At 40.0% G+C, this 20,949-nt stretch carries 13 protein-coding genes and 1 pseudogene; 4 read left to right on the top strand and 10 right to left on the bottom strand.

Going from position 1 to position 20,949, the window contains the following annotated elements:
* Positions 1-2: 2 nt before the first annotated feature.
* From leuA to FTU05_RS07430, 5 genes are all read right to left on the bottom strand, one after another.
* Entirely contained in the window at positions 3-1,700 is a 1,698-nt protein-coding gene (leuA, locus tag FTU05_RS07450; RefSeq protein WP_078192712.1) for a 2-isopropylmalate synthase, read from the bottom strand.
* A gap of 263 nt (positions 1,701-1,963) precedes the next feature.
* Entirely contained in the window at positions 1,964-3,070 is a 1,107-nt protein-coding gene (locus tag FTU05_RS07445) for an alpha-hydroxy acid oxidase (RefSeq protein ID WP_180164850.1), read from the bottom strand.
* Between the two features lie 33 nt (positions 3,071-3,103).
* Positions 3,104-3,787: a Fe2+-dependent dioxygenase gene (locus FTU05_RS07440; RefSeq protein ID WP_180164799.1), complete on the bottom strand. Its 684-nt coding sequence runs from the start codon at positions 3,785-3,787 to the stop codon at positions 3,104-3,106.
* 110 nt (positions 3,788-3,897) lie between these two features.
* Positions 3,898-6,222, bottom strand: a complete 2,325-nt coding sequence (locus FTU05_RS07435) for a TonB-dependent siderophore receptor (protein ID WP_180164797.1) — start codon at positions 6,220-6,222, stop codon at positions 3,898-3,900.
* 313 nt (positions 6,223-6,535) lie between these two features.
* Positions 6,536-8,710, bottom strand: a complete 2,175-nt coding sequence (locus FTU05_RS07430) for a TonB-dependent receptor domain-containing protein (protein ID WP_180164795.1) — start codon at positions 8,708-8,710, stop codon at positions 6,536-6,538.
* A 272-nt stretch (positions 8,711-8,982) separates the two neighbouring features.
* Between FTU05_RS07430 and tig the strand changes: the two genes are divergently transcribed.
* The 4 genes from tig (at position 8,983) to FTU05_RS07410 (ending at position 13,331) form a co-directional block, all read left to right on the top strand.
* On the top strand, positions 8,983-10,314 hold the full coding sequence (tig, locus tag FTU05_RS07425) for a trigger factor (RefSeq protein ID WP_078192708.1): 1,332 nt from the start codon (positions 8,983-8,985) through the stop codon (positions 10,312-10,314).
* 194 nt (positions 10,315-10,508) lie between these two features.
* Positions 10,509-11,114, top strand: a complete 606-nt coding sequence (gene clpP, locus FTU05_RS07420; protein ID WP_078192707.1) for an ATP-dependent Clp endopeptidase proteolytic subunit ClpP — start codon at positions 10,509-10,511, stop codon at positions 11,112-11,114.
* Between the two features lie 29 nt (positions 11,115-11,143).
* The gene (clpX, locus tag FTU05_RS07415; protein ID WP_180164793.1) at positions 11,144-12,454 is read left to right on the top strand and encodes an ATP-dependent protease ATP-binding subunit ClpX; all 1,311 of its coding nucleotides are present in this window, start codon (positions 11,144-11,146) and stop codon (positions 12,452-12,454) included.
* A 163-nt stretch (positions 12,455-12,617) separates the two neighbouring features.
* A complete protein-coding gene (locus FTU05_RS07410; RefSeq protein ID WP_180164791.1) occupies positions 12,618-13,331 on the top strand; it encodes a DUF2846 domain-containing protein in 714 nt (237 codons plus the stop codon).
* A gap of 129 nt (positions 13,332-13,460) precedes the next feature.
* Here the strand turns inward: FTU05_RS07410 and FTU05_RS07405 are convergent, their stop codons facing one another.
* The 5 genes and pseudogenes from FTU05_RS07405 to FTU05_RS07385 all read right to left on the bottom strand — a co-directional run bounded on the left by FTU05_RS07405 (position 13,461) and on the right by FTU05_RS07385 (position 20,851).
* Positions 13,461-14,987, bottom strand: coding sequence for a fumarate hydratase (locus tag FTU05_RS07405; RefSeq protein WP_067763653.1), 1,527 nt, complete (start codon positions 14,985-14,987; stop codon positions 13,461-13,463).
* 569 nt (positions 14,988-15,556) lie between these two features.
* Entirely contained in the window at positions 15,557-16,456 is a 900-nt protein-coding gene (locus tag FTU05_RS07400) for a hypothetical protein (protein WP_180164789.1), read from the bottom strand.
* Positions 16,440-17,292: pseudogene (locus FTU05_RS18095) on the bottom strand (DUF2515 family protein). The gene FTU05_RS07400 and the pseudogene FTU05_RS18095 overlap by 17 nt, the downstream one beginning before the upstream one ends.
* A 140-nt stretch (positions 17,293-17,432) precedes the next feature.
* The gene (gene pta, locus FTU05_RS07390; RefSeq protein ID WP_180164787.1) at positions 17,433-19,574 is read right to left on the bottom strand and encodes a phosphate acetyltransferase; all 2,142 of its coding nucleotides are present in this window, start codon (positions 19,572-19,574) and stop codon (positions 17,433-17,435) included.
* Between the two features lie 59 nt (positions 19,575-19,633).
* Positions 19,634-20,851, bottom strand: coding sequence for an acetate/propionate family kinase (locus FTU05_RS07385; RefSeq protein WP_078189653.1), 1,218 nt, complete (start codon positions 20,849-20,851; stop codon positions 19,634-19,636).
* Positions 20,852-20,949: the final 98 nt, after the last annotated feature.

The raw sequence follows: 20,949 nt of genomic DNA, 5'->3' as shown, positions 1-20,949 counted from the left end.
AATTAGACTGCAGCAGCAATCACTTGTTCAGTACTTAAAACACCTTGTTCAATTAAACGGTTAGTGCTGGCAATAATCGCTTCGATGGATGCAGTCACGATGTTGTCATGTACACCTGCGCCGAATGCAGACTTGCCTGTGCCTTTCACTTGAAGCTCAATCAACGCCAAGGCTTTGGCATGCGCGCCTGAACTGATGCTACGTTCTTCATAGTTCAATACATCAATCGGCAACTGCAAGGCATTTAAGATAGCAGAGATTGGGCCGTTGCCTTCACCACGTAATTGCTGGATCTCACCGTTCACTTCGATATCGAGTTCAATGACTTGCTTGCCATTTTCATCATGTAAGCGGTAGTTTTTCGCCGCATAATGTGTATCTTTGGCCGCCACATACGTGTCTTTAAATAAAGACCAGATTGCTTGCGCAGAAATCTCGGTACCGTCTTCATCTGTTTTTTGCTGTACGATTTGCGAGAACTCAATTTGAATACGACGAGGCAACACCACGTTGTAATTTGATTCTAACAAGTACGCAATACCGCCTTTACCAGACTGTGAGTTGACACGAATCACGGCATCATAGTCGCGGCCCAAGTCTTTCGGGTCGATTGGCAAATAAGGCATATCCCACATTTCTTCGTTCTTTTGGAACTCGAAACCTTTTTTAATGGCATCTTGGTGTGAGCCAGAGAACGCGGTGAAGACCAAATCACCAGCATACGGATGACGAGGGTGTACCGGCAAGCCTGTGCATTCTTCAATGATTGAAATGATTTCGTTAATGTTTGAGAAATCTAAGTTTGGCGCAACACCTTGGGTATACATGTTCAATGCAATCGCTGCAACGTCCACGTTACCTGTACGTTCACCGTTACCAAACACACAACCTTCGACGCGGTCAGCACCAGCCATAATGGCCAACTCAGAAGCGGCAATACCACAGCCACGGTCGTTATGACAGTGCACAGAAATAATCACACCGTCACGGCGTTGAATGTTACGGTGCATCCATTCCACTTGGTCTGCATAGACGTTCGGACCTGAAACTTCAACCGTTGCAGGCAAGTTTAAAATCACTTTGTTCTCTGGAGATGCTTCCCAAATTTCAGTGACCGCATCACAGACATCTTTAGCAACTTCTAATTCTGTTGCAGTAAAACACTCTGGACTGTATTGGAATACAAATTCAGTTTCAGGCTGTTTTGCAGCGTATTCTTTGACTTTCGTTGCGGCATTAATCGCTAATTGTTTTGCACCAGCAACATCAACATTCAACACTTTATTGCGGAATGTTGGCGAGTTTGAGTTGTAGATATGCACGATGGCACGTTTTGCACCTTGTAATGATTCAAATGTACGTTGAATCAAATGATCACGTGCTTGAACCAAAACTTCGATGTACACATCATCAGGAATATGACCGCCTTCGATCAACAAACGCGTGAAATCAAAGTCGATTTGTGATGCAGAAGGGAAGCCGATTTCAATGTGTTTGAAACCAATTTTCACAAGCATTTGGAACATTTTAAACTTTTGTTCAATGTTCATTGGCTCGAAGATCGCTTGGTTACCGTCACGAAGGTCGGTACTCATCCAGATCGGCGCTTTATTGATTTCGTTATTTGGCCATTGACGGTCTGGTAAGTCTACACGTTGGTACATGCGACGGTATTTTTTGCTTGGATCTGCCAACATCATGTGAAAACTCCTTATAGCACCGTGGATAAATGTCGTGGATAAACGGCAAGGTACTACTTATATAGATTGTGTCTATTCTAGCAATTTACAAGTTTAATTTCGGAGTCTTTAGTCGAAAGTCGAAATAAATCTGTAAAGATTCACATGACTTAGCTTTACCGTAAGCTCGTAAATGTATAACTAAATATTAGTCCATATATTTCGGAAATAATTTCCTATTTTTGCGTCAAGATGCCATTACTGGAAAATATTTTTCTATAAAATTAGCTTTTTTGAAAAATATAATCTTTATTGATCTCATCGACGGTGGCTGTTCCCATCAATGCCATCGTAATCTCAAATTCTTCTTTCAGTATTTTGAGTACATGGGCAACACCTAAAGCGCCCGCTGTAGCTAAACCATAAATGCAAGGACGTCCAACTAATACGGCAGATGCACCCAAGGCTATCGCTTTAAACACATCTGAACCACGACGAATACCACCATCATATAAAACTGGAAAATCCGTAGGCACAACTTTTTTAATCAGTTCTAAGGCGGTGAGAGGGGAAATGCAACCGTCCAGTACGCGCCCACCATGATTCGACACAATAATGCCTTGTACACCGTGTTGCAGGGCAAGTTCAGCATCATGTGGACTGACAATGCCCTTTAAAATAATCGGTAATGAGGTGTTTTGACTGAGCCAAAGGATATCCGCCCATGTTGGTGCGATTTTCATCAGACCGTTAAATACGGGATGGTCGCCATCATTGAGCTCAGGCAATGGGATATGTGCAGGGGTATGCGGATGTTGCATGCCTTCAGGCAAATGGAAAAACACTCGACGTTCACGGTCACGAATCCCTGTATGCGGGGAATCAATGGTTACTACAATTGCTGTATAGGCATGTTCTTCTGCCATCTTGACCAGCGATAATGACTTTTCGCGCTCACCTTGCCAATACAATTGGAACCATTTGTAAGGATTGTCCTGCTTTAACTCACGCATATCTGTATTGGTAAACGTACTGAGGATCATATTGCTGCCAAGGACTTCGGCAGCGAGGGCTGTTGCAGCTTCAGCATCAGGATGAAATTGTTGTTGATGACCTATCGGGGCTACAAAAATAGGATGTGGGAAACGTTGCCCTAAGATTTCGATTTGGGTATGACCTTGGGTTAGATCTTTCAGCATACGTGGTAGCAGTTGTATCTGTTCAAACTGAGACAAATTGCCACGGACACTGTGTTCATCCATCGAACCGCCTTGCAAGTACTGCCACACCATGTTGGAAAGGTGTTTTTCAGCCTCGACTTCATAATCTGCAATGGTTTGCAAATGAGCTGGTATTTGTGTCAGTGGCGCTAAAATGTTGTGATCAGTCATTGGTAGTTTGTCCATGTCTATTGACCTTAAGCTTTAAATTTCGGCCCATTTGCGGATAAGGTTGTGATACAGACTAGTCAACTTGACGACTTCACTATGTGCATCACCCAATTGCATACGCAAATTTTGAATGCTTTGATCGAGATTAAATAACATGTGACGCTCAGCATCTTCACGGATCATACTTTGCAACCAAAAAAATGATGCAATACGACAGCCTGCAGTCACAGGAGTAACTTCATGCACACTGGTAGATGGATACAAAATCAAATCTCCGGCAGGCAATTTCACTTCGTGGTAGCCATAGGTGTCTTCTACCACAAGTTCACCACCCTCATATTCTTCGGGTTCACTTAGAAAAATCGTGCAGGACAAATCGGTACGAATTTTTTGATTGCTGTCAGGCATCCAGCGAATGGCATTGTCGACATGGAAACCAAACGTTTCACCATTTTCATAGCGGTTAAAATAGGGCGGCAAAATATTGAGGGGGAGAGCCGTTGATGTAAAAAGCGCGTGTTGTGACAATTCATGCAGAATGATATCGCCCAAATGCTGTGTTAATGGATGGTCTATATCTAGCTGTTGGTTATTTTTAACATTTTTAGACAGTGAGCCTGTAGTTTTTTGACCATTAATCCATTCTACTTTTTGCATTTCTGTGCGGAAGTAGTTGACCTGTTCTTTAGTCAATACATTTGGAATATGGTGAATCACGGTCTGACCTTTTGAAATGTAATGTTTGTGTTTTGATCATATACAAAAATAGCCTCGAAGCGAGGCTATTTGAGTCAATACCATAAATTATTTATGGTATTTATTTTTTCTTAGTATTTGAAGTTTACAGACAGAACTGCGCTGCGGCCTTCTGCTTCAGTTGCATAGTGTGAGGCATACGCTTTAGTGAAGTAGCGTTTGTCAGAAAGGTTGTTTACATTCAACTGTAAATCCACATTTTTGTTAACGGTATAACGCGCCATAGCATCGTAGCGTACGTAGCTTGGAACCCATTTTGTATTGGTAGCATTACCAAATACTTTATCCATGTAGGTAGCGCCACCACCAATTGTGAACTGTGGAAGGACTTGGTAAGTTGTCCAAAGTGTTGCTGAGTTTTTCGCAACGTTTTGAACTTGGTTACCATTGCTTGGATTTACAACATAGTCGTCACCGACTTTCGTGAAACCACCGTCAACTAATTCGCTGTCTAAGTAGGTATAACCTGCCATTACAGCCCACTTATCAGTTACATTACCAGTAACACCAAGTTCGATACCATCAACACGTGTTTCACCAATGTTGCTTGTAGTACCCTCTGTTGTTGTTGCACGTGTATTGGTTTTTTCTGTACGGAAAATTGCAGCAGTTAAGTTTAAACGGTCGTTTAATACATCCCATTTCGTTCCTAACTCGTAAGTTTTAACCTCTTCGGGTTTAAGGTTTTCGATTGCTGCAGTAATACCTTCTGAGCCATCACCACCATCAACACCGACTGGATTTGAGGATGTCGCATAGCTTGCATAGATACTGCTATTTTCAGTTGGTTTAAATGTTAAACCTGCTTGCCAGTTAATAAAGTCTTTTTCATTTTTGATTGATACTTTATCGCCAGCTTGAGCTTTAGCAGGATTTGAGGTCACATTGCTGTTGAGCGCACCATAAGTCATCGTTTGCTCTGTTGAGTAATCATCCCAACGTACACCCAAATCTAAGATCCATTGTGGGTGTAATTCAATGCTATCAAGGAAATATACTGAAGTATTTTTAGTTTCGATATTATAAAGATCTGCGCCAGCAGTACTTAAAGAGCCTGTCCAATTACCACGGTCAGGGTTTTGCACTGATGTACACCAACCATTTGCGATCGAATCTGCCGGACAAGATTGATGTGCAGAGCCTGTCGAGTTTTTGCCGTCAATAATATACTGGGTACGATCTGTTTCTTGATCTGAATATTCTGCGCCCAAATTAAAACGATGTTTTAAAAAGCCTGTGTCAAATTTACCAGTTAAAGCCAGTTGATCAGTAAAGCCATCTGTATCCGCAACTCGTGAGTTTGCACGTGCCCATACATTGCCTGTTACTTGGCCTGTTGCTTTATCAAAAAAGTTACCTTTTGAGTCGTCTGGGTTTGTCCATAGATAGTCATTTTTTGATTTGCTATAAACAGCAGTATTAGTCAATGTCAAGTTGTCAGTTAAGTCATGTTCTAACTTAATTGTACCAATATGATTTTCTTGTTTTTGGAAATCACGATCTTTCCAACCGTAGTAAATGCCTTGTTTGACATCAATCGGTTTACCGTTACCGTTTAATGGGCGGTAGTCCATTTCATCAGTTTTAGGTGCGCCAAATGGATTGTTATATGGCACACCAGAATCAGGTGTATCATCCGATTTTAGATAGTAATAGCCAACAGTTGCACGAGTAGGTGTGTCTAAGCCGAAAGTAATACTAGGGGCAATACCAGCACGTTTGTATTCAGCACCATCAGCTTGACCAGCTTTCTCATTCATGTGGCCCATAACGGCAACACGTGCAGCAATCCCATTGCCAAAATCTTTGTTGCCATCAAGCGTCACACGTGCATAAGCATCTGTTCCACCAGCAACTGAACCTTCTAAAAAGTCACCTTTTTTCGCAACTTTCGAAATCATGTTGATACTGCCGCCAGAAGTACCTGCACCACCCATAGCAGAAGCTGAACCTTTGGTAACTTCTACTTGCTCTACAGCAAACATCTCACGGTTTTGAGAAGTTGAGTTACGTACACCGTCAACATACATTGAGCTTTCAGAGTTATAACCACGAATAAATGGACGGTCACCATTTGGGTTACCACCTTCACCAGCACCGAGGGTAATACCAGGTACTGTACGTAAAGCATCACTTAAAGTTGTGACTTGCGTGTCTTCAATCAGTTGTTTAGAAATCACTGATACTGATTTTGGTGTATCAAGAAGTGGAGCAACAAATTTAGCATTCGCTGATTTATCAACTTTTAAGCTTGGTGCTTTTTCAGCAGCAACTTCTTGGTTAATCGTTGGAAGTTGAGTAACTTGCTCTTGTGCGATTGCATTAACGGCAATAACAGAAAGAGAAGAAGCAATTGCTGATGAAACAATTTTCTTACGTGTTTTAATGAAGGCCATTTCGAACCCGATTTGGAATAGTGAATTTGTATGCGAATAATAATGATTCTTATTTGTTCTTACATGTTTGTGTAATTGTAAATCACGATAAATAATCATATTGTGATAGTCCTATTTAATGTAATGATATAACAAGTATTAATTAAGGCTATGTTTTTATTTAATATTGATAAAATATATTGTTTTTTTATATTTAATTGAGATTATAAATATAGACATGATTGTGAATTAAATAAGAAGTAATCGTAATTGTTAATGCAAAAAAACCTGCCGAAGCAGGTTTTTTAGTTTTGTCTTTTATAAGTACTAAAAGTTAGAAATCATAAGAAATGGATAACCAGTAGTTGCGACCAGCTAAGTAAGTTCCAGCCATTGAAGAACCTATAGTCATGTAGTCATAGTACGATGCCTCTACATTTTGGCTATTGATATAAGTTCCATTGCTTGTGAAGTCTTTATCTAATAAGTTATTTACAGAACCATTAATACGAATATTGTCGTTAAGGTTATAACTTGTACCGAGGTTAAATAAATTATACCCCTTCAACTTATTGCCAGTTGCAGCATAAATGATACCAGCATCACCAGCAGTTTGGACTGTACTATAACGTTTACGATCAGATTTATACTCATGCTGTAACCAAACATCGAGTGAAGGATTAATATGCCAAGTAGATGTCATATTAAAAGCATTTTTGGGTACGTTATTTAGGTACGAGCCTTTATTTTCACCTTTTGTGATCTCACTTTCCATATAGGTATATGCAGCTTTAATATCCCATTCAGGGATAATGCTGTATTTCAAGCTAACTTCAACGCCCTTAGTTTCTGCTTCATTGGCATTAATACTTTGTGAAAAACTATCTTGAGTAATATGGGAACCATAGCTGACACAACCTGCTTGGTTTGGATTTGTTTCAGAGTAACAGTTCCAAAGGTCAGCTCCATCAGTTATCAGATCTTCAATTTTATTAAAGAATGCCGTTGTGGTTAAGTCAAAGCTACCTTTGTTATAATTAAAGCCTAATTCATAGTTGGTGGATTCTTCAGGTTTAAGATTAGGAGAGCCGACACCAAAAGTTGCACCTTGACCACTAACACTAATCACGCCATTGTGTAATGCTTTTGCAGAAGGTGCTTTGTAACCCGTACTTACACCACCTTTCAGTGTTAGATTTTCATTAGTATTCCAAACTAAATATGCTCGTGGGCTGAAGTGACCACCAAAACCTGAATGATCTTCATAACGTCCACCTAAAGTTAAAGCAACTGAATCTAAAAGGCGCCATTCATCTTCAGCGTAGAAAGATAATGAGTCTTTTTTGAATTTTGAACCCACGCCTGCAATATCGTCAGCAATTTGTGCTTCTTTATATTCGGCACCTACTGTGATTTTATGATCTGCAATAGGCATGACGATATGTGTATCAGCAACAAAGTCAGTGTTTTCTAATGTACGATCTGTACCTGCAAATGCATTTAATGGGAATGTGTTTCGTGGAATAGTACGGCCTACGGTTTCAGTAGTTGTATGGCTTACGTAAGATGACCATTTACCAAAATCATAGTTACCCTCATGTCCAGCAGAAATTTGATCACGGTTAAATTCTAGTTCGTCTTTATAACCATTAGCACGGCTCGGTGTGTCTTGAGTGCCCAGTCGATTATCATCATTTTTATAGTTTTGACTTGAATGGAAGCCATCTAACCAGAAACTATTTTTATCATCTAAGTTAAAGGATAATTTACCACCAAAATCAAAATTATCTGCTTCACTTGGGCGTGGGTCACGGCCAGATGTACCCGGAATACGTTCAGATTTTTGACGGTCTAAATAAGAACCGCGTAGCTGCATCCCTAATCGTTCGCTTATAAGAGGGCCATTTAAAACAAAACTGGTTTTTGCTGAGTCGGCTTCCCCATTATGTTCCATGAGGTTACCACTCACAGTAACATTACCAGTCCATGTATCAGACACTTTTTTAGTAATAATGTTGATTACACCACCCATTGCTTCTGAGCCATAGCGAGTAGCCATAGGACCACGAATGACCTCAATACGCTCAATTGCAGCAAGGGGTGGTAAGTAACCATTTGATGATTCACCGAAACCATTTGGAGTTACGTCAGAAGATGTTGTTTGGCGACGTCCATCAATTAAAACCAAACTATAGTCATTACCTAGACCACGCATTTTTACGTTTAAGCCGGATGTTTTACCAATACCGTCACGAATATCAATGCCCGGAATGTCAGCGAGTAAATCTGCAATGCTAGAAGCATTTTTCTTTTCTATGTCTGCTTTTGTAACAACACTGATTGAAGCAGGAGCATTCTTGATCTTTTGTTCAAAGCCCGCTGCAGAAACAACAATGGTTTCCATCTGTTGAGCTTGAGATTCAGTCGTTTCAGCATGTGCGAAACTCGTAGTGGTTACAATTGCCCCAAATAAAGTAGCGGAAAGAGGGTTGAGATTAAATTTACTCATAAAAGAATTCCAAATATGGACAAGATAAATATATGAAAATAAATTAAAAAAATATCATTAAGAATAATAGTGAGAAAGTTTCTCATTTTCAATGGTGAATTAAAAAATAATCAATATTTCTTCGAAAAAAGCTGAAAAATTCTAAAAATAAGAAGGGCATCCATGCCTGAATTTATAGTGTTATAATCCATTTTTGTATATCTTTAATTGTTGTCATATAATGTGGCACTTTTTTTTAAAACTGTTTTAACTAACAAATTATCGAGGAAGCCATGCAAGTAACTTCTGAAGCGGTTTCGGGCGTTGCCCGTCGTTTAAATGTATCTGTACCGACGAGCCGTATTAACGAGCAGTTTGAAGCTCGCTTGAAACGCACTGCCAAAACTGTGAAGATCAACGGCTTCCGTCCAGGTAAAGTACCTGTAAACGTTGTTCGTCGTGAATACGGTGCTGGTATCTATCAAGAAGTTGTAAACGACATCATTCGTGACACAGTATTCGAAGCGATCCAACAAGAAAAAATCAATGCTGTTGGTATGCCAAACATTGAAAAAACTGAAATGAAAGATGATGCTTTAGTTTATGAAGCAACTGTAGAAGTTTATCCAGAAGTTGAAGTTAAGTTCGAAGGCCTAGAAGTTGAACGTAAAACAACTTCAGTTGACGACAAAGACGTTGAGAAGATGATTGAAAATCTTCAAAAACAACGCGCTTCATGGGTTGAAACTAAAGGCATGGCTAAAAAAGACATGCAAGTAACTTTCGACTTTGAAGGTACTGTTGATGGCGAGAAGTTTGAAGGCGGCGCTGCTGAAGACTTTAAACTCGTTCTTGGTTCTGGTCGTATGATCCCTGGCTTCGAAGACGGTATCGTTGGTATGAAGAAAGGCGAAGAGAAAGTTATCGATGTAACTTTCCCTGAAGACTACCAAGCTGAAAACCTTGCTGGTAAAGCTGCTCAATTCAAAATCACTGTTAAGCTTGTTGAAAAACAAAAACTTCCAGAAGTTGATGCTGAATTCTTAAAAATCTTCGGTCTAACTGAAGAAGAAGGCGTTGAAAAGCTGAAAGCTGACGTGCGTAAAAACATGGAACGTGAAGTGAAAAACGGTCTTCGTAACCAAGTGAAAGGTGCAACTTTTGATGCGCTTGTAGCAGCGAACGAAGTAGAACTTCCAGAAGCAATGGTTGCTCAAGAAATTGACCGTCAACGTCAACAAATGATCCAACAATTCACTCAACAGTTTGGTGCTCAAGGCGCTAAAGCGTTTGATTCAAGCATGCTTCCAGATGACCTATTCAAAGAGCAAGCTGAAAAATCAGTTAAACTTGGCGTATTAGTCAGCAAAGTATTAGCTGATGCTAAAATTGAAGTTGATGCTGCACGTGTTGATGCTTACATCGAAGACATGGCTTCTTCTTACGAAGATCCTAAAGAAGTGATTGAATACTTCAACAACGATAAACAGCAACGCGCTCAAATCGAAGCTGTTATTCTAGAAGACCAAGTTGTAGATCACATCTTAGCTTCTGCTAAAGTAACTGATACAACTGTGAGCTATGAAGACTTATTGAAAGAGCAACAAGCTCGTCAACAAGGCTAATTTCTAGCTTTCAAAAAAAGGCGCATTAAGCGCCTTTTTTTATCGAAATTTGCCCCCAAATAAGTTGTCCTGATTTCACAATGCTTATGAAAAAAATATCTGTTATTTAATTGGGAATCTTTTGCAATTTCGACAAATATCCCTCATATTGTGAATTATGGGTTGAGTCAGAAAAATTTAGGAATAAATAACGTATGTATGTTCCAACAATTGAAAACGCACTAGTACCAATGGTGGTAGAACAGTCATCTCGTGGCGAGCGTTCTTTTGATATTTATTCACGCCTTTTGCGTGAACGTGTGATTTTTTTAACCGGTGAAGTTGAAGACAACATGGCAAATTTGATTGTTGCCCAAATGTTGTTCTTAGAAGCAGAAAACCCAGATAAAGATATTCATTTATATATCAACTCACCAGGCGGTTCGGTTACTGCGGGTATGGCGATTTACGATACCATGCAATTTATTAAACCTGATGTTGTGACTTACTGCATGGGGCAAGCAGCATCGATGGGTGCATTCCTGCTTAACGCCGGTGCTAAAGGCAAACGTTACTGTCTTGAAAATGCCCGTGTCATGATTCACCAACCACTCGGTGGTTTCCGTGGTCAGGCATCTGACATTGAAATTCATGCACGTGAAATTCTATTCATCAAAGAACGTTTAAATCGTTTAATGGCAGAGCATAGTGGTCAAGACTACGAAACTGTTGCTCGAGATACTGACCGTGACAACTTTATGACAGCGCAAGCTGCAAAAGAATACGGTCTTGTGGACGAAGTTTTATCTAAACGTCCATAAGTTTTAAAGAATTAATTATTGGAGTGAATATGTCCGAACATCCTCAAGGACAAAAGCATTGTTCATTTTGCGGTAAAACGCAGTCTGAAGTCGGGAAACTGATTGCAGGTGAGGACGCGTACATCTGTAATGAGTGTGTGGACGTATGTCTTGACCTAGTTCAGACCAGTCAGCAAGTTGAATCAAATGACTGGGCAACTCGTCCTTTACCAAAACCGCATGAAATCCGTGCTGCGCTTGACCAATATGTGATTGGTCAAGATGTTGCGAAAAAGACCCTCTCTGTTGCGGTATACAACCACTATAAACGCCTAAAAGTTGGCACCAGTGGTAAAAAACCAGAAGACGGTGTAGAGATTTCGAAAAGTAACATCATGTTGGTTGGACCAACAGGTTCAGGTAAAACACTGCTTGCTCAGACACTTGCGCGTCTTTTAGATGTGCCATTTGCGATGGCAGATGCAACGACTTTAACTGAAGCCGGTTATGTGGGTGAAGACGTTGAGAACATTGTTCAAAAACTCCTTCAAAAAGCCGATTACGATGTAGAAAAAGCGCAAAAAGGCATTATCTATATCGATGAAATCGACAAAATTACCCGTAAGTCTGAAAACCCATCTATTACTCGTGATGTATCGGGTGAAGGTGTTCAGCAAGCATTATTGAAAATGATCGAAGGTACGGTTGCGTCGATTCCGCCTCAAGGTGGTCGTAAGCATCCGCAGCAAGAATTTATCCAAATTGATACTTCAAACATCCTATTTATCTGTGGTGGCGCATTCTCAGGTCTAGAGAAAATCGTACAGCAGCGTCAGGAAAAAGGTGGTATTGGCTTTACGGCTGAAGTACGTAAGAAAGATGAAACTAAAAAATTATCTGACTTATTCCGCCAAGTTGAAGCGACAGATTTGGTTAAATTCGGTCTGATTCCTGAATTTATTGGTCGTTTACCTGTGATTGCTACCTTGGAAGAACTGGACGAAGAAGCATTGATGCAGATTCTGACAGAACCAAAAAATGCATTGACACGTCAGTACCAATATTTATTTGAAATGGAAAATGTTGACCTCGTATTTGAAGACTCTGCATTACGTGCCGTGGCTAAAAAAGCCCTTGACCGTAATACGGGCGCACGTGGTCTACGTTCGATTTTAGAAAATTCATTGCTTGAAACGATGTATGACCTACCAAGTCGTTCAGATGTGGGTACGGTTGTTGTCAATGAAGCAGTGATTAATGGTGAAGCGAAACCTGAATTTAAATCAGAACGTCAACCAAAGAAAACTGAAGAAGCTGCACCGAAGTCAGATTTAAAAGTTGTAAACTCTAAATCTGCTTAAGCGCTATTCGTCTGAAACGTGTGTAAATCCAAGATTTGCACACGTTTTTTATTTCCAAAAATAAAGGCAGAATGTTAATCTCAGCAGGATGGCGTGGATGCCTGAATGTAAAAAACTGAAAACAAAAGTGTAAAAATAAAAAAAGACGCAGTGAGGGATAATCATGCGTGGAGTTGCAATTCTACTTTTAAGCAGTGTAGCGCTGCTGGGTTGTCATGGAAAATCAGCCGTTGAGCAAACGTCATTGGCTTCAACATTAAAGCCTGTGGATCCTGAAAGTACACCGGGTCATATTGAGCAATATCGATTGGGTATGTTTACCATTGGTGGTTGGGTCAATCAGAAACAAGGCCGACATTTTCAAGAAGTGAAAGCTCAGCATGATCAAGCAGCGATTGTGTATTTATATCGTCCAGACAGTAAATGGAATCGTCAAGAAATTGTGGCCAGCAGCTTATTTCTGAACAGTGAGCGTATTCCAAGTTTATTGAATAATCATTATTACTGGGTGGAGTTACCTGCGGGGAATTACCGCTTATCATCGAGTCGCCCTTTGGGGGTGAATCATTTTCAAAAACCTAAATATTTAGACTTTGATGTTGAAGCAGGTCAAACTTACTTCATTAAATATGATGAAGAGAATTTATCCAGTAAAAGAACGGTTTCAGGGCCATTGCTGCTCATGCCTGAAAAAATTGGTCGAAATGAAATCGCATTTACAGAGTTGAAATCCAACAGTTTTAACTTTGTGGCAGAAGATCAAAACACTGGAAAAGTGCGGAAAAGTGTGCAGAAGTTGAAAGCACCTCATTATGATCCTGCGGAAGATGTGCAGTTGACCAAGCCTTTTAAACTGTGGAATCCATTAACTTGGTAATGTAATTAGCTCGTGTTTTTGAGTGTGTGAAAATATTAAATAGCGAATGTCATTCGACAAACAGCCTAAATATTGACATTAAAAAAAGCACCCGATGGGGTGCTTTTTTAGATCTTGAATGTGGCGAAATTAGTTCGCAGCAGCATCAACTACTGGGATTTTACCAATTTTTGCTTGCCAGATTTTTGGTGCGGTCGCGTGTACAGAAGTACCATTTACGTCAACAGCTACAGATACAGGCATGTCTTTTACAACAAATTTGTAGATTGCTTCCATACCTAGGTCAGCAAAAGCAACAACTTCAGCTTCACGAATTGCTTTAGATACTAAGTAAGCAGCACCGCCCACAGCCATTAAGTAAGTCGCTTTGTTGTCTTTAATTGCTTCAACAGCAGCAGGACCACGGTCAGCTTTACCGATCATGCCGTACAAGCCAGTTGCTTCAAGTACTTGACGTGTAAATTTATCCATACGTGTTGCAGTTGTTGGGCCTGCAGGACCAACTACTTCATCACCAACTGGATCTACAGGACCTACGTAGTAGATGAACTTGCCTTTCAAATCAACAGGAAGTTCTTCACCATTGTTGAGCATGTCAACCATGCGTTTGTGCGCAGCATCACGACCTGTATAGATTGTACCGTTAAGAAGCAATGTATCACCTGGTTGCCAAGCGTTCATTTCTTCTTGTGTGATGTTGTCTAGGTCAACACGTTTAGATGTTGATGAATCCCAAGTTACCGCAGGGTAGTCTTCAAGGCTTGGCGCTTGAATGTGCGCAACGCCTGAGCCATCTAATTGGAAGTGTGCGTGACGAGTCGCTGCACAGTTCGGGATCATACCCACTGGTTTACCCGCAGCATGACATGGGTAATCTTTGATTTTGATATCAAGAACAGTGGTTAAACCACCAAGACCTTGCGCACCAATACCTAAAGCATTAACTTTTTCGAAGATCTCAATACGGAGTTCTTCCATTTTGTTTTGTGGGCCACGACGAAGGAGTTCGTCCATGTTGATTTCTTCCATTAATGCTTCTTTTGCAAGCATCATGGCTTTTTCAGCAGTACCACCAATACCAATACCGAGCATACCAGGAGGACACCAACCTGCACCCATTGTTGGAACAGTTTTAAGTACCCAATCTACGATCGAGTCAGATGGATTCAACATCGCAAGTTTAGACTTGTTTTCTGAACCACCACCCTTCGCAGCAACAGTTATATCAACTTTGTTACCCGGAACGAGTTTGTAGTGGATCACAGCTGGAGTGTTGTCTTTGGTATTTTTACGACCGAAAGCAGGATCAGCTAAAACTGATGCACGAAGAATGTTTGAGTTTTCAAGATAACCTTGACGTACACCTTCGTTGATCGCATCGTCTAGGCTCATGGTTAAATCAAATTTAACGTCTAAGCCCACTTCAAGAAATACGTTCACAATACCCGTATCTTGACAGATAGGACGGTGGCCTTCTGCACACATACGAGAGTTAATTAAAATTTGTGCAATTGCGTCTTTAGCGGCTTTGTTTTCTTCACGGTCATATGCACGGCTCATCGCTTGGATGAAGTCTTGCGGGTGATAGTAAGAAATAAACTGAAGCGCATCTTTTACCGATGTGATCAAGTCATCTTGCTTGATAATAGTTGTCATACAAATATCTCTTGAGCGGGCTGATAGCTAGCGGGCTAAATTATAAGACAAAAAGGCGCTTTTGTGGGTATTTCGCTTAATCTTTGGGCGAAAGTTTAATAGGTTACTTGCTAGATCTTATCAGTTGTCATAATTGAGCTAAAAATAGCCAATTTAATGTCATATTGAGTGAAATAATTGTCATAAAAAGGGCATAAGTGAATATAATATTTTTATAAATGATTGATTATTATTGGTATATCTAGATTTTGTAATATTTCACATTTGTCATATAACTGTCATAAAACTTTTACATAATGACCTCATCAAACTTAGAGTGTGAAATATATGGTTACTCCAGTGTTATCTGTTATTGGTTTTTCTCTGTTTATCGCAGCAACTTGGTTCTACGGTCAACAAGAAGATCAAGCCTAAAGCTTTATCTTCTTTTTTTTTGCTTTAAATTTTAAAAAAATAAATACAAACTGATCTTCAAATCTTCAAATCTTCAAATCTTCAAATCTTCAGTTTCAATGCTTAATTTTGTGTACAAGCGCTTTAAAATTGAGTCTAAAAGCGACAACATTTGATTATTTAACATACTGCCAAACATCAGGATCTTCATAATTTTCATCGATATGGTAGCCTTGTGCTATAACTTCTTTTTCATCAATTTCTCTTGATTTTTTATTTCTTATCAGCTCATTTGCAAATGCTTGTTCTAACTCTTTTGAGGTCATTTTGTAAGTATCAATATTATTCTCTGAATCATCCATTGAATTTCTTTCATCATAACGAATCGTATTGAAAGCATAACGAACCATATATTGTTCTTTACCATCTTCAGTTTTTTGAGTTTGTTTTATACTCAGATCCAAAAGGATACCATTGGCATATAATCGGTAGCCAATAGAGTTCCCTCCAACTGTATTGATTATTTTTTTCCATTCTTCATAATTAAAGATATAAGTCGGGTCAATGACATCACCTGATTTCATTAGATATCGAATATTATCTTCCTTTGCTATTCGTGCAGAAAAACGATAGAAATAATTTTTCCATTCGGCCTGATTTATACGTTTCATTAAGTCAACATAAGCTTGGTGGGCTTGTTCAGGACGTACAAATTCTTCTTTGTTTAGCCCTGCATTAACATCAAGCCCTTGTATTCCATCCTCATTATTAAACGATGTTCCTAGAACTGAAAATACATGATCTATCACTAAGCTATTCTCACCATTTTCAACTTTAATCTGACCTAAGTTGGGCGGTGTAAAATCTAACTCTTTAAAACCTGCTCCAGATGGATGACTATCGGGATGCCCAAGATTATGTTGAGAAAAATCTTTAAATCCTTGTTTGCCTAAATGTAAACTAAAACGCAGTTGATTCATGACATTATTCTCTGTATTTTTTGCACTAGGTTGACAAGCTGAAAGGAGATAACCCACCATAAAAATAACAATGCAGTAATTAAATTTTTCCATCATTACTATCCTTTCCAACTGTAAAATTAGCTTTGCTATCGCCCCATTTCGCAATAATTTTTAGTTCTTCTTCTAAAAAGTATCTTCCTTTATCACTTTGCATTAAACGATGATATTTTTCTGCTGCTTTATTAATCCATTCCATACGGCTATCATAATTGGCGACTTTAGTGTTTGATAATGGTTCGCTGTATACTGTTTCTGGTACCTTATCAAGTACACCGGCGTGTCGCCCCTGATATTCTCTTTCCATGTTTTTGATATTATAAGAACTCGGCAGAATACTTTTCAATTTTTGGTAGATATTCAAAAGCACTTTTAATTTCTAAAGTGCTTTTAAGTTTTTAATTATGGGTAAACAATTTGACCAAGGAATGTTTATAACTTCTTCTTTAATATGAGTAAATTTGGAAACATCACGTTGAGTTCGGCATTGATTAAAAGAGGATGAAGACATGCTCAAAGCATAATGCCAAGGTGCAATATCCATAAATAGCCATAAGTTACCTTTTGCAAAAGTATGTACAGGATCACGAATTACCCCTAGTGGAATCCATTTATATCCCCATGCAATTAAACCATGTTTAACAATGGCAGCTAAGATTATTTGAAGCAAATGCACCTAAGCCCATCCAATAGTAACGACCAACTAAATCCTTGTTTCCATGTTTTTCTTTTTCTAGATAAATATTGGCATAAACTGAAGCAAGACGTCACGCCCTAGCTTCATATCCAGGCTCTAATTTATGTAAATTTTTCCTTTTATTTTTTAAATTAGATATGTGTATCAGAGCTTTGATTTCTTTTTTCAAGCGAAGAATGAATACATTATTGGTCATGTACCAAATACTCAAAATTCAGCCATAGAATTTAAAAGAAATTTCCACTAATTCTGAGCCATTTTTAATATAATGGAAGTTATATAAAACAAAAAACCACCCAATCTTTCGAAAGGGTGGTTTAGAACTCGAAACTAAAATTAAGCTTCTTGCTGTTCAGACTGAATTGCCGTTAATGCAATGGTAAACACGATGTCATCGACCAATGCGCCACGAGACAAATCATTTACAGGCTTGTTTAAACCTTGCAGCATTGGGCCAACACTGACTACATTTGCAGAACGTTGAACTGCTTTATATGTAGTATTACCTGTATTTAAGTCAGGGAAGATAAACACATTGGCACGACCAGCCACTTTCGAGTCAGGTGCTTTAGAGCGTCCCACACTTTCCACCGATGCAGCATCGTATTGAAGCGGGCCATCAATAAGTAAGTCTGGGCGGCGTTCTTTGGCAATGCGTGTTGCTTCAGCCACTTTCTCGACATCTGCACCTGCACCAGAAGTACCTGTTGAATACGAAATCATCGCAATGCGTGGGTCAATACCAAAAGCTTTCGCTGAATCTGCAGATTGAATCGCGATCTCGGCAAGCTGTTCTGCATTTGGATCTGGATTAATGGCACAGTCACCATATACATAGACTTCATCTGGTAACAGCATAAAGAATACAGAAGAAACCAATGAATAATCAGGTGCAGTCTTAATCAATTGGAATGCTGGACGCACTGTATTCGCCGTAGTATGTACTGCACCAGATACAAGGCCATCCACTTGATCGAGTGCAAGCATCATGGTGCCTAAAACCACGGTGTCTTGTAGCTGTTCGCGTGCTTGTAGATCATTGAGTTTGCCTTTACGCAGCTCAACCATTTTCGGCACATAGTTTTCACGAATCAGGTCTGGATCAATGATTTCCAAATCATGAGGAAGTTCGATATTACGTGCTTTTGCAACTTCAATCACGGCTTCAGGTTTTGCCAATAAAATACAGTGTGCAATGCCACGTGATTGACAAATGGCAGCCGCTTGAATGGTCCGTGGTTCATCACCTTCAGGTAGAACAATCCGTTTTTTCGCAGCAATGGATTTTTGTACCAATTCATGACGGAATGCAGAAGGGGACAAGCGTGGTTGATACGAACCATTCAATACTTCAGTAATCCACTCAGCATTAATGTGGCTTGAAACAAAGCGAGTCACTTGCTCTGCACGTTCTACGTCATCGACAGGAATTTCATTGCCTAAATTTGAAAGTTGTTGTGCCGTTTCAAAAGTGCTTAAAGGCGTATGTAAAATCGGTAAGCCTTGCTTAATCGCGGTTTGGCAGAAATCCAAAACTTGCGGGTTCGGTTGATGATGTTCAGTCAAAACCAAACCGGCAAGTGGAATACCATTGCTACTTGCAAGGCTAGAAGCCAACAACACATCAATACGGTCAGAGGCGCTGATAATCAGTTCACCTGCCACAAATTTGTGAAGTTCATGTTCAATATTCGACGCAACTAAGCTGCTATGTAGTACACGGCGATGAGCAGCATCGCCTTGGTTGATCCATTCCGCTTGAATATGCGTCGCCAAGTCAGACATGCGCGGTACGCTGAGCGTATTACTAAATGGAACGAGGCCAATAACAGGTAGCTGTGTAGAACCAATTTGCAGATTACTTTGTTGTAATTCGAGTACAAATTTATTGGTATCACTGATTAAACGCAGATTTGGATCAAGCGTGACAGGAATTTGCGCAGATTCTTCTGGCAAACCACGTGTGCGCATAAACAAAACGCCCGCAGTACGTTCAGATGCAGCTCCACCGAATTGGCGTAGAGAACTGTCAATTTTCTCAGCCGTTTTCGTGGCATTTTGAATATCTGCTGTGCTGACAATAATTACTTTAGCATCAAGTGCTTTTGCTAATGTCGCGTTGAGCTCTGAGGCAAAGTTATCACGGCTGTTTGGAACCAAGCCTTCAACAATAATCAGATCATGCTTTTTTGCAATTTCACGGTGCAAACGAACTGCTTCTTCGAGCAATTCATCACTTTCATCATGACTCAGTTGTTTCACGATGGTGGCATGATGAATGGGTTCTACCGTTTCATTATTAAATAAATGACGATAAAGAGCCGTTGTACGGTCTACAGTATCTGCGACATTTTCCTGTGAAAATGGTTTCAGAAAACCTGCTTTGACCCCTTGGCATTCCAAAGCATAAATTAAACCTAAGCATGCAGATGTTAAACCTACACCTTCCCCAGTTGGCACGAGTAAAATTGTTTTCATACGGTGTCTAAATTAAAGCTAAAAATTAATATTGAAGGCGAAGGGGCTGATGCGATTGCTTATGCAATCGCAGCTTCAGCATCAGGCTTTTTTGTAGCAGACGCTGTCACCTCGTCTACAACGTGCTCAGTTTCTTTGGCAATACGGCCTTCTTCATCGGTAGGAACAACCCAAATTTGTGGGCCAGTACCGTGGTCAATACGACCTTCAGTACCGCGTTTTAAGTTGTCATTTAATTCTTTACTAAGGTTGAAACCAAAGTGCGGTAAGTATGAAACCGTTTTTTCACGAATGTAGGCAGAGTTTTCACCAATACCACCTGTGAAGAATAAACCGTCAATACGTGGTAGACCACAGCTGAGGCCTGCTAAAGATTTTGCTAAACGGTAGCAGAATACTTCAATGGCAAGCGCGGCATCTTCATTGCCTTGTTCCGATGCTTCGATCAATGTACGCATGTCATTTGATAGATCAGACAAACCGAGTAGGCCTGATTGGCTGTTCAGCATCTTGTCGATTTTGTAGATATCCCAACCTAAGTTGCTCGCAAGGAAGCTGTGAATACTTGGGTCAACATCACCACTACGTGTGCCCATCACCACACCTTCAAGTGGAGTCAGACCCATTGACGTATCTACAGATTGACCATTCCAAATCGCACAAGTCGAGCTACCATTGCCTAAGTGAGCAGTTAACCAGCCACCTTGTTTAAAGCTGCCTGCCAACATTGAGCCACGCTCAGATACGTAGGCATGGCTAGTACCATGGAATCCATAACGACGTACGTTATGTTGTGTGTACAAGAATTTTGGTAAAGCATAACGGTATGCATGAGACGGCATTGTTTGGTGGAATGCTGTATCGAATACGGCTACTTGCGGAAGTTCAGGGAACAAACGCATGGTTGCTTCGATACCCACCAAGTGAGCAGGGTTATGCAATGGCGCAAGCGGTGTAGCTTCACGAATACGTTCAATAATTTCTGGTGTTAATAGCTCAGCTTTGGTTAATGTACCGCCGTGTACCACGCGGTGACCAATCGCTTGAGGATTATGGTGAGCCAAACGCTCTAAAATAGTTTCAAGGGCTTTTTCATGGTCAGCATGTGGAATAGACAGCTCAAGCGCAGCACCACCCGTAGTGACCCCTTTAATACGTGCATCAGCAGAACCTAGGTTCTCGGCCAGACCAAAAATACGATCTTCACGGCGCTCAGAAACTAACGCATATTTGATAGAAGAAGATCCGCAGTTAATTACTAATACTGATGTAGACACGTTTAAATACCCGAATTCTAATTGAAATACTTATCCATAATGTTGATCTGATTGCAGTTGTATTGATTGATGCAATTTAGATCTGTGATGATGTTTTA

This window comes from Acinetobacter sp. YH12049 (assembly GCF_013419875.1).
Classification (GTDB): Bacteria; Pseudomonadota; Gammaproteobacteria; order Pseudomonadales; family Moraxellaceae; genus Acinetobacter; species Acinetobacter amyesii.
The sequence above is the reverse complement of the archived record's forward strand: the minus strand, read 5'-3'. Positions and strand labels throughout refer to the sequence as shown.